Source organism: Bradyrhizobium sp. 31Argb, from assembly GCF_043638955.1.
GTDB lineage: Bacteria > Pseudomonadota > Alphaproteobacteria > Rhizobiales > Xanthobacteraceae > Bradyrhizobium.
Genome location: NZ_JBEGDB010000039.1, coordinates 1 through 12,907, shown reverse-complemented (window position 1 = coordinate 12,907; position 12,907 = coordinate 1). Strand labels below are relative to the sequence as shown.

At 61.9% G+C, this 12,907-nt stretch carries 10 protein-coding genes and 1 pseudogene; 7 read left to right on the top strand and 4 right to left on the bottom strand.

The features are described from left to right. Nucleotides 1-79 precede the first annotated feature (79 nt). Nucleotides 80-319 carry a hypothetical protein gene (locus tag AAFX91_RS10515; RefSeq protein WP_394566403.1) on the top strand — a complete coding sequence of 80 codons (240 nt, stop codon included), beginning with the start codon at nt 80-82 and terminating at the stop codon, nt 317-319. A gap of 7 nt (nt 320-326) precedes the next feature. Here AAFX91_RS10515 and AAFX91_RS10510 read toward each other — a convergent pair whose 3' ends face one another. Continuing rightward, nucleotides 327-725, bottom strand: coding sequence for an EF-hand domain-containing protein (locus AAFX91_RS10510; RefSeq protein ID WP_394566402.1), 399 nt, complete (start codon nt 723-725; stop codon nt 327-329). Between the two features lie 98 nt (nt 726-823). After that, nucleotides 824-1,804 (bottom strand): helix-turn-helix domain-containing protein, encoded by a 981-nt coding sequence (locus AAFX91_RS10505; RefSeq protein WP_282529948.1) that lies wholly within the window; start codon nt 1,802-1,804, stop codon nt 824-826. Nucleotides 1,805-2,179: 375 nt separating this feature from the next. On the opposite strand from AAFX91_RS10505, the gene xoxF5 reads away from it, so the two are divergent. From xoxF5 to AAFX91_RS10475, 6 genes are all read left to right on the top strand, one after another. Further along, nucleotides 2,180-3,985, top strand: coding sequence for a lanthanide-dependent methanol dehydrogenase XoxF5 (gene xoxF5 / locus AAFX91_RS10500; protein ID WP_282529947.1), 1,806 nt, complete (start codon nt 2,180-2,182; stop codon nt 3,983-3,985). A 102-nt stretch (nt 3,986-4,087) separates the two neighbouring features. Beyond that, nucleotides 4,088-4,576 carry a c-type cytochrome, methanol metabolism-related gene (locus AAFX91_RS10495; RefSeq protein ID WP_394566423.1) on the top strand — a complete coding sequence of 163 codons (489 nt, stop codon included), beginning with the start codon at nt 4,088-4,090 and terminating at the stop codon, nt 4,574-4,576. A gap of 44 nt (nt 4,577-4,620) precedes the next feature. After that, nucleotides 4,621-5,730 (top strand): S-(hydroxymethyl)glutathione dehydrogenase/class III alcohol dehydrogenase, encoded by a 1,110-nt coding sequence (locus AAFX91_RS10490; RefSeq protein WP_130580675.1) that lies wholly within the window; start codon nt 4,621-4,623, stop codon nt 5,728-5,730. Nucleotides 5,731-5,869: 139 nt separating this feature from the next. Further along, entirely contained in the window at nt 5,870-6,433 is a 564-nt protein-coding gene (gene gfa, locus AAFX91_RS10485) for an S-(hydroxymethyl)glutathione synthase (protein ID WP_130580674.1), read from the top strand. 513 nt (nt 6,434-6,946) lie between these two features. Further along, the gene (locus AAFX91_RS10480) at nt 6,947-7,399 is read left to right on the top strand and encodes a (2Fe-2S)-binding protein (protein WP_130580673.1); all 453 of its coding nucleotides are present in this window, start codon (nt 6,947-6,949) and stop codon (nt 7,397-7,399) included. A 1-nt stretch (nt 7,400) separates the two neighbouring features. Continuing rightward, nucleotides 7,401-9,719, top strand: a complete 2,319-nt coding sequence (locus AAFX91_RS10475) for a molybdopterin cofactor-binding domain-containing protein (RefSeq protein WP_394566401.1) — start codon at nt 7,401-7,403, stop codon at nt 9,717-9,719. A gap of 97 nt (nt 9,720-9,816) precedes the next feature. Here the strand turns inward: AAFX91_RS10475 and AAFX91_RS10470 are convergent. Together AAFX91_RS10470 and AAFX91_RS10465 are read right to left on the bottom strand one after the other, a co-directional pair. Then, nucleotides 9,817-11,543 (bottom strand): annotated as a pseudogene (locus AAFX91_RS10470) (methanol/ethanol family PQQ-dependent dehydrogenase). Between the two features lie 91 nt (nt 11,544-11,634). Then, nucleotides 11,635-12,210 (bottom strand): Rieske 2Fe-2S domain-containing protein, encoded by a 576-nt coding sequence (locus AAFX91_RS10465; RefSeq protein ID WP_349644894.1) that lies wholly within the window; start codon nt 12,208-12,210, stop codon nt 11,635-11,637. Between the last annotated feature and the right edge of the window lie 697 nt (nt 12,211-12,907).

The window sequence follows — 12,907 nt, the reverse complement described above, 5'->3', positions numbered from 1 at the left end:
GGGTGGCGAGGTGAAATCCGATGCTGTTCAATGCCGCCGTTCACGCCGCATTAATTGCAAGCGCTTTTTGAGGCCTCGCATGAGAACATTGTTCCGCGTTTTGCTCGTTCCATTCATCATGATCGCTGTTGCGTCGCCAGCCGCCGCCGAAAAACGGCCTCAGTCCGGGCGGACGCAGGTGCCGGCAACGCTGACCGGCAAGGAACGGCTCGGCAGGAAATGGATGGACGAGCAGCGGATCGATAATTGCAACGTTCCGCCCGACAAGCGTGGCTCCAGGCCGCGGCCCGCAGCCTGCTCGCACGGGCCTGCCAGCTAGTAAAACCTTATCGCAATAGCTGTAGCAGAGCGCGACCGGCGGGCGACTGCAATTCCTTGGCGTCAAGTGTTCCATCCTTGTCCGGATTCGCCGCGTTGAAGCGCTGCTCCACGACCGCAAGATATTCATCAAGCGTCAGCGTTCCGTCGTGGTCAGGATCGGCAGCCGCCAGCTCCTTGGCGCTTAAGCGGCCGCGCAGTTCTCGCGCATCGAGCGTGCCGTCATGATCCCGGTCCAGTTTGGCAAACAGCGCCGATGCCGCCTTCTTCACCTCGGCCAGATCGAGGGTGCCATCGTTATCGGTGTCGAACATCTTGATCGGATCGGCGCGTTTCGGCGCGGCCAGAGCCGGCGCCGAAAACACTGCAGCGGCCAACATCAAGACAACAAGACCACGCAATTTCATCTCTCATCTCCCTTGGCAGAGCCTGCACGGCAAGGGCGGCAGAGAAGCTTGCATAGATAGCGGAGCGCACGCCGGCCGCCCACGGCGCGCCTTACGATCTAGTCCGAGGTTGCGGAAAATTCTGCGGTGGAGCCGAGCTGCTGCTGCCGGTGGACGGCTGATGGCACGATGCCGAAATACTTCCGGAACACGCGGCTGAAATGCGAGGAGCTGGAAAAGCCCCAGGAGAATGCGACGTCCGTGATCGTCTTGCCGGGCTGCGCTTCCAGTTCCTCGCGGCAATGCTGCAGCCGGGCACGCCAGATATAGTCGCTCACGGTCATGCCGCGCTCGCTGAACAGCATGTGCAGGTAGCGTTTGGTGCAACCTAGCGCGGTCGAGATCTGGTCGATGGAGAGATCCGGATCGCGCAGGTGTTCGCGGATGAAGAACTGCGCACGGATATAGGTCGCCTCCGCACCGCCATGATTGAACGTCGTCTCGGCTTCACGCAGCGGCAACAGCAACAGATCGATCAACGAATCGGCGACGCCCATCGCATTGTAGGGGGACAATCGACTCGCCTCGGAAAAAGCCGCATGCACGAAATCGTAGGCGATGCGGCCGGTGCCGCTGCGGGCCGAGAGCTTGCAGGCCGGCATCCGCGCCGAACGGAAACCGCGCTCCTGCAACAGCGCCTTCGGTACGATCACGACCTCATGCCGCGTCAGCGACGGGCTGATGATGGTGTGTGGGCTGGAAACGTCGTAGGCGAGGCAATCGCCGGGAACGAGCTCGAAATGGCGGCCATCCTGCTCGAAATAGGAGATGCCGTGGGTCTGGAACAGGATCTTGATATAGGGATGGTCGCTCAGTTTCGAGCGCGCGTTCACATGTGCGATACGGTGCTGACTCACCTCGATTTGGCAGAGTTTCAGCCGCGAGACTGTGGTGTAGTTGACCCGTGCCTCGAGCGACGAGGCGTCCATCGGATCGACATCAAACCGGCCGCATAGATCGGTCAGTGCGTCTGTCCAACATTGAACCTGCTTCTTCGGCGTCAATCCGGAGGTAGTGAGCGAACGGACGGTATCGGGCATATCCAGCCACCGATTCGAGATGAAAGCGTGACTGCTCGCCGCAAGAGGCTTTGGTCACCGTGAAGTACCGTTACCTCAATCTTAATGCGGTCTTTGACCCCTGAGCAGCGTTCCTCCTGACAACCTAGAGGGTTAATCCTCGACTTTACTTCAAGTGCCGTCAAGGAAAATCAGTCTCGTGCGCCCGCGGCCGGCGTCACGCCGGCGCGCCACCGCACTGCACTGCAAGCAAAAAAGTTCTTCGAGTTTCACTTCTGAGCAAGCCGCCCTTCTCTCTTGGGCAAGTCGCGCGTCAACGAAGGGGATAGGAGGAGGAACCAAAAAAATGGGCCGTTTCGATGGAAAGCGGAAGGTCATCATTGGGAGGAAATCACTATGCGCAAGGTGCTAATCGCGACCTCTCTCGGCGCCGTGGCGGCGTTAGGCGGAGGTATTGCCAGTGCCAATGAAGAACTCAGCAAGATGGCGCAAAACCCGAAGGACTGGGTTATGCCGACGGGCGACTATGCCAATACGCGCTACTCGAAGCTGAATCAAATCAACGCCTCGAACGTCGGAAAGTTGCAGGTCGCCTGGACATTTTCGACCGGCGTGCTGCGTGGCCACGAGGGCGGGCCGCTGATCATCGGCAACATGATGTACGTGCACACGCCCTTCCCGAACAAGGTCTACGCGCTTGACCTGTCGCAGGACAACAAGATCGTCTGGAGGTACGAGCCGAAGCAGGATCCGAACGTGATCCCGGTCATGTGCTGCGATACGGTGAATCGCGGCCTGGCCTATGGCGACGGCAAGATCTTCCTGCACCAGGCCGACACCACGCTGGTGGCGCTCGATGCCAAGACCGGCAAGGTGGACTGGACCGCCAAGAACGGCGATCCCGGCAAGGGGCAGACGGGCACCTCCGCCCCAATGGTCGTGAAGGACAAGGTCCTGGTCGGCATCTCCGGCGGCGAGTTCGGCGTGCAGTGCCACCTCACCGCCTACGACACCAAGAGCGGCAAGCAAGTCTGGCGTGCCTTCTCCGAAGGACCTGACGACCAGATCATGGTCGATCCCGAGAAGACCACCGCTCTCGGCAAGCCGGTCGGCAAGGACTCGAGCCTCAAGACCTGGCAGGGCGACCAGTGGAAAGTCGGCGGCGGCTGCACCTGGGGCTGGCTAGCCTACGATCCGTCGCTCGACCTCGTCTATTACGGCTCGGGCAATCCATCGACCTGGAACCCGAAGCAGCGTCCCGGCGACAACAAATGGTCAATGACCATCTTCGCGCGCAACCCGGATAACGGCACGGCCAAATGGGTCTATCAGATGACCCCCCATGACGAATGGGACTATGACGGCGTCAACGAGATGATCCTGACCGACCAGCCCTTCAACGGCCAGGAGCGCAAGCTGTTGACGCATTTCGATCGTAACGGCATTGGTTATACGCTCGATCGCACCAACGGCGAATTGCTCGTCGCCGAGAAGTTCGACCCGAAGGTCAACTGGACCAGCGGCGTCGATATGAACAAGAGCTCGCCGACCTATGGCCGGCCGAAGGTCCTCGACCAATATTCGACCGACAAGCAGGGCGAGGATGTCAACGTCAAGGGCATCTGCCCGGCCGCGCTCGGCACCAAGGACGAGCAGCCGGCAGCCTACTCGCCGGAGACGCAACTGTTCTACGTGCCGACCAACCACGTCTGCATGGACTATGAGCCGTTCAAGGTGAGCTACACCGCGGGTCAGCCCTATGTCGGCGCGACGCTCTCGATGTATCCGCCTCCCGGCGAGTCCCACATGGGCAACTTCATCGCCTGGGACAACAAGACCGGAAAGATCGTCTGGTCGAACAAGGAGCAGTTCTCGGTCTGGTCAGGCGCGCTTGCGACCGCCGGCGGCGTGGTGTTCTACGGCACGCTCGAAGGCTATCTCAAGGCGGTCGACGCCAAGACCGGAAAGGAGCTCTACAAGTTCAAGACTCCCTCCGGCATCATCGGCAACGTCACGACCTATGAGCAGGGTGGCAAGCAGTACGTGGCCGTGCTGTCCGGTGTTGGCGGCTGGGCGGGCATCGGCCTTGCTGCCGGCCTGACCGATCCGACTGCCGGTCTGGGCGCAGTCGGCGGCTACGCGGCGCTGAGCAACTATACCGCCCTCGGCGGAACGCTCACCGTGTTCTCCCTCCCGCAGTGAGCCGAACGTCGTTCCGGCGCGTGGACCATCCACGCGCCGGTTTTGCCTGTATCTGATCTTGAGGACATGCTCTTGCGTAAAAGCTGGTTTGTAGTTGCGGCGATGATCATCGCCGTATCTGGAGGATTCGCCTTTGCCGACGATGCGGTCGATCCGACCGCCGTGAAGGAAGAGAACGGCAAATATCTGGACAAGGAAGGTAACCCGACCTTCAAGGTCGCAGCCGACGGAGCGGTAGATTGGTACACCTACTCCGGATACCGGCGCTATCATTCGGAGTGCCATGTCTGCCATGGCCCGGACGGCATGGGTTCGACCTATGCACCGGCACTGGCGAGTTCGCTGAAGACTATGAGTTATGCCGATTTCCTCGGCGTCGTCGCCAGCGGCCGCAAGAACATCAGTACCGCACAGGAAAATGTCATGCCGGCGTTCGGTGACAATCCAAACGTCGCCTGCTACATGGACGACCTCTATGTCTACCTGCGCGCCCGCGCGAATGACGCGGCGGGGCGCGTACGCCCCGCAAAGCATGAAGAGAAGCCCGCCGCCTATAAGCAGGCGGAAGAGTCCTGCATGGGCAAGAACTGAAGCTGCGGAGCGCGGGCGACAACACGCTTTACGGAGAGATCAACATGAAGACACGCGCTGCCGTCGCATTCGAAGCCAAGAAGCCGCTTGAGATCGTCGAGCTCGACCTGGAAGGCCCGAAGGCCGGTGAAGTCCTGGTCGAGATCAAGGCGACCGGCATCTGTCATACCGATGCCTACACGCTTGACGGCTTCGACAGTGAGGGAATCTTCCCTTCCATCCTCGGCCATGAGGGCGCCGGCATCGTCCGCGAGGTCGGTGCGGGCGTGACCTCGGTGAAGCCGGGCGATCACGTGATCCCGCTCTACACGCCCGAATGCCGGCAGTGCAAAAGCTGCCTGAGCCAGAAGACCAACCTCTGCACCGCGATCCGCGCCACCCAGGGCAAGGGCGTGATGCCGGACGGTACTTCGCGCTTCAGCTACAAGGGCAAGACCATCTACCACTATATGGGCTGCTCGACCTTCTCGAACTACACGGTGCTGCCGGAGATCGCGGTGGCGAAGATCCGCGAGGACGCCCCGTTCGACAAGAGCTGCTATGTCGGCTGCGGCGTGACCACCGGCGTCGGCGCCGTGGTCAACACCGCCAAGGTCACGCCAGGCTCCAACGTCGTGGTGTTCGGCCTCGGCGGCATCGGGCTCAATGTGATCCAGGGCGCCAAGATGGTTGGCGCGGACAAGATCATCGGCGTCGACATCAACGACTCCAAGGAAGATTGGGGCCGCCGCTTCGGCATGACGCATTTCGTCAATCCGACGAAAGTCGGCGGCGATATCGTCCAGCACCTGGTCGGACTCACCGAAGGCGGCGCCGATTACACCTTCGACTGCACCGGCAACACCAATGTGATGCGCCAGGCGCTGGAAGCCTGCCACCGCGGCTGGGGCGTCTCCGTGATCATCGGCGTTGCGGAATCCGGCAAGGAGATCGCCACCCGGCCGTTCCAGCTCGTCACTGGACGGGTCTGGAAGGGCACGGCCTTCGGCGGCGCGCGCGGCCGCACCGACACGCCGAAAGTCGTCGACTGGTACATGAACGGAAAGATCCAGATCGATCCAATGATCACCCACGTGCTCAAGCTCGAGGAAATCAACAAGGGATTCGACTTGATGCACGAGGGCAAGTCGATCCGTTCGGTCGTCGTCTACTAGGGCGTGATCCGAATCCGGAGGGCCGCGTCGGCGGAAGCGGACCCGGCTCCCCGGAAGGGTCATGCTCCAGCAAAAGGTGGAACGGGATCACGATGTCCCGTTCCAGAATCAACGTGTCAAACACTAGGAGGATTGACCCATGACTGTTCATCTCCACCCGTCGATTGACAACGGCGTCCAGAAGGGCTCCGGCAGCTTTGCCGGCGGCACGCTGGTCTGCGAGTGCACGGACCGACCGGTGAAAGTGGCGATCAAGGGCGACGTCGCCCATAACCACGCCTGTGGCTGCACCAAATGCTGGAAGCCGGAAGGAGCGATGTTCTCGGTCGTTGCGGTGGTGCCGAGACAGAATCTGACGGTCCTGGAAAATGGCGACAAGCTGCAGGTCGTCGACCCCGCGGCCGTGATCCAGCGCTATGCCTGCAAGGACTGCGGCACGCATATGTACGGGCGGATCGAAAACAAGGCGCATCCGTTCTATGGCCTCGACTTCATCCATCCCGAGCTGTTCGAGGAAAGCGGCTCGGCGGCGCCGGGATTTGCTGCGTTCGTCTCGTCGGTGATCGAGTCCGGCGCCAAGCCGGAGGACATGCCGGCGATCCGCGGCCGGCTAAAGGAATTGGGACTCGAGCCCTATGACTGCCTGTCGCCGGCATTGATGGATGCGATCGCGACCCACGTGGCGAAATCCAAGGCCGCTTAACAAGGCTGCCTGATTTGCCCGCGCTCCCGCTGGCGGTGCTCGACCGCCAGCGGTGCCATTCGCGCCCGCACCGCAGCATTTAGCCGCACGCGCCTATCCTTCATATTGCTTCCGTGAATAGGTCAATTCCGCCTTTTCCCGATCCGCGCCTGCCCGGCGGCGGTGCATTTTCGCCGGCCGCGTTTGCAAAAATATCCTGACGATCTCATATCATCGACGGTCGGCCCCGCTTTTGACAAACGGCAAATGCAGAACACCGGGGTGTGAAGTCACTGTCGCATCGGTTTCTGGTAGCATTTGTTTTTCCCGATGCGCGCGGGCGGCGCATTTCATTTGAACATAGCAAAGGAGCAGCCGGACACGGACTACCGAGCGTGCAACGGGCTCCCCTTAAGCATCTCCAAAGGACCGGCCCGCCGTACGAGACCCAGGAGTGGTCGCGAGCGTAGGGAGAAATATGTTCTCGTTCGTGGCCTGGAAACATCAACAGCTTAAGAAGAGCGAGGGACGATCATGGTCAAGTTGAAGATTAATGGTCAGGAACAGAATTGGGATGGCGATCCCGATCTTCCGCTACTCTGGTTCATCCGTGACGAAATAGGGCTCACCGGCACCAAATTCGGTTGTGGTCAGGCGCTGTGCGGCTCCTGCACCGTGATCATCGATAAGCAGGCGGTGCGCGCCTGCATCACCTCGGTTTCGGATGCGGCCGGACGCGAGGTCACCACCATCGAGGGCCTGCATCCGACCGGTGATCACCCGGTGCAGAAGGCTTGGCGCCAGGTCAACGTGCCGCAATGCGGCTATTGCCAGGCCGGCCAGATCATGCAGGCCGCCGCGCTGTTGACGGACAATCCAAAACCGTCGCACGACCAGATCCGCGAGGCCATGTCCGGCAACATCTGCCGCTGCGGCTGCTACCAGCGGATCGAGAACGCGGTTCATCTCGCATCGACGGGGGTGTGACATGAATATCCTCACCAATCCCAGCAGGCTTCGTGGTTTCGAGAAGCACATCAAGATCGAGAACGTTTCGCGGCGCAGTATCCTGAAGACCTTGGGGCTGGCCGGCGGGTTCGTGCTCGCTGCGCCCGTGATGATACGTCCGAGCTTTGCCTACGAGACCGGCGCGGGGAAGATGCCGCACGGTACTGTGGTCGACCCGCGCGTCTTCGTCTCGATCGCGCCGGATGGCATGGTCACGATCGTCGCGCACCGTGCCGAGATGGGAACCGGCGTGCGCACCAGCCTGCCCATGATCGTCGCCGAAGAGCTGGAAGCCGACTGGTCGCGCGTTCGCGTCCAGCAGGCGCACGGCGACGAAGTCAACTTCGGCAACCAGGATACCGACGGCTCGCGTAGCACGCGGCACTATCTGATCCCGATGCGCCAGATCGGCGCCTCGGCCCGCACTATGCTCGAGCAGGCCGCCGCAAAACGTTGGGGCGTGCCGGCAGCCGAGGTAAAGGCCGTCAATCACGAAGTCGTCCATAGCGCGAGCGGACGCAAGCTCGGCTTTGGCGAATTGGCCGCCGATGCGGCCAAGGAGTCGGTGCCGAGCGTTGAAGGCCTGAAGCTGAAGAACCCGAAGGACTTCCGCTATCTCGGCAAGGGCGAGATTGGCATCGTCGACCTCCACGACATCACGACCGGTGCCGCTCATTATGGCGGCGACGTACGGCTGCCCGGCATGAAATATGCGATCATCGCGCGTCCGCCGGTGACCGGCGGCAAGCTCGTCTCCTTCGATCCCGCCGACGCGCTGAAGGTCTCCGGCGTCGAGAAGGTGATGGAAGTGAAGGGATGGCCGTGGCCGTCGAAATTCCAGCCGCTCGGCGGCGTGGCCGTGATCGCACGCAACACCGGCGCGGCGATCAAGGGCTGCAACGCGCTGAAGGTGACCTGGGACGACGGCGCCAATGCCAAATACGACTCGGTCGCCTATCGCGCCGAGCTCGAGGCGGCCGCGCGCAAGCCAGGCCTCATCGTGCGCAAGGAGGGCGATGTCGAGGCGGCGTTGAAGAGCGCCGACAAGGTCATCGTCGGCGAGTACTACCTGCCGCATTTCGCCCATGCCAGCATGGAGCCGCCGGTCGCGGTCGCCAACGTCAAAGGTGACAAGGCGGAGGTCTGGGCTCCCGTGCAGAGCCCGGGCGGAACGCGCGAGGACGTCGCCAAGACGCTCGGCATCCCCGAGGAGAACGTGACCGTCAACGTCACGCTGCTCGGCGGCGGTTTCGGGCGGAAGTCGAAATGCGACTTCGCGCTTGAGGCCGCGCTGCTCTCGAAAGAGCTCGGGGTGCCCGTGAAGGTGCAGTGGACGCGCGAAGACGACGTGCGCCACGACTTCCTGCACACGGTGTCCGTCGAGCGGATCGAGGCGGGCCTCGACAAGAGTGGCAAGGTGATCGCCTGGCGCCATCGCAGCGTGGCCCCGTCCATCGCCTCCACGTTCGCCGCCGGGACCGTCCACCAGGCGCCGTTCGAGCTCGGCATGGGATTGATCGACAACCCGTTCGAGATCGCCAACCTGCAGTGCGAGAATCCGGAAGCGGCCGCGCATACCCGCATCGGCTGGTTCCGGTCGGTGTCGAACATCCCGCGCGCCTTCGCGGTGCAGTCCATGGTCGCCGAAATTGCCCAAGCCACCAACCGCGATCCGAAGGATATGCTGCTGGAGCTGATCGGTTCGCCGCGGATCGTCAATCTTTCCTCGGTGAAGGATCCCTGGAACTATGGCGAGCCCTATGACAGCTACCCGATCGACACCGCGCGGCTGCGCAAGGTGGTCGAACTGGTTGCCGACAAGGGCGGCTGGGGACGCTCGGTGCCCAAGGGCCATGGCCTCGGCATCGCGGTGCACAGGAGCTTCGTCAGCTACATCGCGACCATCGTCGAGGTGGCTGTCGACGACAAGGGCAAGCTGACGGTGCCGCGGGTCGACACCGCGATCGACTGCGGCACCTACGTCAACCCCGAGCGCATCCAGTCGCAGATCGAGGGCGCGGCGATCATGGGCCTGAGCCTCGCCAAGTACGGCGAGGTCACCTTCAAGGACGGCAAGGTGCAGCAGGGCAATTTCGACGATTACCCGGTGATCCGGATCGACGAATCCCCTGCCGTGACCAATGTCTACATCGTGCCGCCCGCCAGCCCCGATACGCCGCCGAGCGGTGTCGGTGAACCCGGCGTGCCGCCATTCGCGCCGGCGCTGATCAACGCGATCTTCGCCGCGACCGGAAAACGCATCCGCGCGATGCCGATCGGCAAGCAACTGGAGGCGTAAGGCCGAACGCAAGCAGTTCATCGATCAACTGATCCCTAAAGAAGAGCGGCGGACCTTTCGGTCCGCCGCTCTTTTTTGCTGGCTGTCCTGCGCGTCGCTATTTCTTGACCGCAAACACCCAGACGACGCCGCCCTGGGGCACGTTGTTCTCCACGCCGACATTCTGGGTGGCCAAGGCATCCTGGATGCGCTGCGCATCGACGCCCCAGCCCGACTGGATCGCGATATATTGCGTGCCGTCGACCTCATAGGACATCGGCATGCCCATGATGCCGGAATTGGTCTTCTGCTCCCACAGCAGTTCGCCGCTCTTGGCATCGAAGGCGCGGAAGTTACGATCGTTGGTCCCGCCGGCAAAGACCAGATCGCCCGCGGTCGCCAACACCGAACCGAACAGTTGCGATTTCGGGAAGGTGTGCGACCAGGCCTTCTTGCCGGTGGCCGGATCCCAGGCCTGCAACTCGCCCATGTGAGTGGCGCCCGGGCGCACCGTCAGACCGATGTCCTCCGGCTTGGTGCCGAGCCAGAGCTGGCCGGGAACCAGCGGTGTTTTCTCGCCGGAGAAGCCGCCGCAGAAATTCTCGTTGGCGGGAACGTAGACGAGCTTGGTCTTCTGGCTATAGGCCGCCGACGGCCAATCCTTGCCGCCCCACAGTGACGGACAGAATTCGACCCGCTTGCCGAGCACCGGCTTGTGCTCGGGATCGACGATCGGCCTGCCGGTCTCCTTCTCGATGCCTTTCCAGACATTGGTGTACACGAACGGCCAGCCGCTGACGTAATTGATCTGTTCGGGCTTCGCTTCCAGGATCCAGAAGATCGCATCGCGTCCGGGATGAATGAGCGCCTTGAACGGACGGCCTTCCCGTTCCAGGTTGACCAGGATCGGCGCCTCGACCTCGTCCCAGTCCCAGGAATCGTTCTGGTGATACTGGAAGTGGGTCTTGATTTTGCCGGTGTCCGGGTCGAGCGCCAGCACGGAGCTGGTGTAGAGATTGTCGCCGGCATGCGCCGAGCCGGGCCATGGCGCGGCGTTGCCGACGCCCCAATAGACCGTCTTGGTGTCCTTGTCGTAATTGCCGGTCATCCGGGCCGATCCGCCGCCGGTCTTCCAGTCGTCGCCGCTCCACGTCTCGCTGCCGGGCTCGCCGGGTGCGGGAATGGTGAAGGTGCGCCACAATTCCTTGCCGTTGTTGGCGTCGTAGGCGACGACATAACCGCGAACGCCGAACTCGCCGCCAGAACCGCCGACGATAACCTTACCGTCGACACCAACGGCATCAGGGTCATGTACTGGCCCTTCTTGTAGTCCTGCACCTTCGTATCCCAGACCACCTTGCCGCTCTTGGCATCGAGCGCGACCACATGGTCATCCGTCGTGGCGAGATAGAGCTTGTCCTGCCACAGGCCGACGCCGCGGCTGGTCGGATGCAACTGGAACAGGTCTTCCGGAAGCTGCCGCTTGTAGCGCCAATATTCGTCGCCGGTCTTGGCGTTGAGCGCGATCACCTGCCCCATCGGGGTTGCAACGAACATCACGCCGTTGTTGACGATCGGCGGCGCCTCGTGGCCTTCGATCACGCCGGTGGAGAAGGTCCATACCGGGGTCAGGCTCTTGACGTTCGAGGCGTTGATCTGCTCGAGCGGGCTATAGCCCTGCCCGTCATAGGTCCGCCGATACAGCATCCAGTTGCCCGGCTCGGGATTTTCGAGACGCGCCGAGGTCACCGGGCTGTAATTCTCGATCGGGCCGGCCACTGCGGCGGTTGAGACAAGGCACGCGAACGCCGCTGCACTCGTGAGAAGCCATTGTTTCCTGCTCATTAGATGCTACCTCCCTGCTCTGTTTTTCATTTACGATCTTCACCACTTTTGGTTGTATAAACCCAATTCGATCGCGTTGCCTGATCCTTCCTCAAACACCTACCTTTCCTACGAACGCCGCAGACACGGCGAGCGAACCGTCAGTGAGAGCCAACGGAAGCGCCGCCAGACGACGGGTTGCCGGCCCGAACACGACGTCCGCGCTGTGCCGCGGGTCATATTCGGAATTGTGGCAAAAACACTTGAGGACCTTCTCGTCGCTTTCGGCCGCCTTCACCCAGCCGGTGATCGGACATCCGGCATGCGCGCAGATCACTGAATAGGCGACGATGCCGTCGGCCGAACGCGCGCGCGTGTCATCATCGAGTTCATCGGGATTTAGCCTGATGACAAGCACTTCATTCAAACGCGAACCTTTGCGGACCACCGAGGTGGCGGGATCCTTCGGCCAGGCGCGTACCGGCGGGCCGCCTGGCTTGAGATCGTCGGACTTGATGACTTGGCCGGCGCGGTCTCCTTCGGAGAGAACGAGGAGATCGCCTTTCTTCGGCCGCTCGTTGCTGCCGGGCTGATCCTCTTGCGCCGCAGCAGGCCCGGTGGCCGCAACGCAGGCGCCGGTGGCAAGAACCTTCAGAAGCGAACGACGTGTCTGGTCTGGATGGTGCATCTCGAGTTCCATCTTGGGTTGAGGTGTAACACCGAGCTTGAATTCAGACCCGGTGCAAATGAGCGCCGGAACTCTGCCGAAAAGAAGGCAATCAACGACTCCGTCGAAGCGAGTCATTCTTTCTCTCGCTGCTCGTTGTTGACAGCAGCCGCGATGCTCAAGCTCTCATCACATCACGCGCGGGCAGCAATGCGTCAATGATGAATTGCGCGTCAGCTTGGACGTTCCTGAATTTGTGCGGCGCGCCAAGCAAAGTGTGCAGCGCGTGCAGATGACAGCGCCAATTGTAATAGCCCGCTAACACATCCTCGCTCGTGCCCGGCGCGAGGGGAAATTCCGATTCAGATTGTAGGGTGGGCAAAGCGCAGCGTGCCCACCATCAGCACTCCGCTCGTAATGGTGGGCACGCTTCGCTTTGCCCACCCTACGACGCCGGCGCAGGATCGTAGGATGGGTAGAGCGGGAGCGAAACCCATCATTCACGCCGCTTGCTTCATCGCGATGGGTTTCGCTTCGCTCTACCCATCCTACGTTTGATTCAAACAGCGTGAGGGATGTGAGTCCGCATTCTCGCGGCGCATTGCGTCCGAGCTTTGCATCACTTTCCGCCCTCTCATCGAATAGAGGGCGCAGGGAAAGCCGGGTGCCGGTTGCACCCATGGGTCCCGTGCAACAAAAAGCACGGGGGTAGGACCAC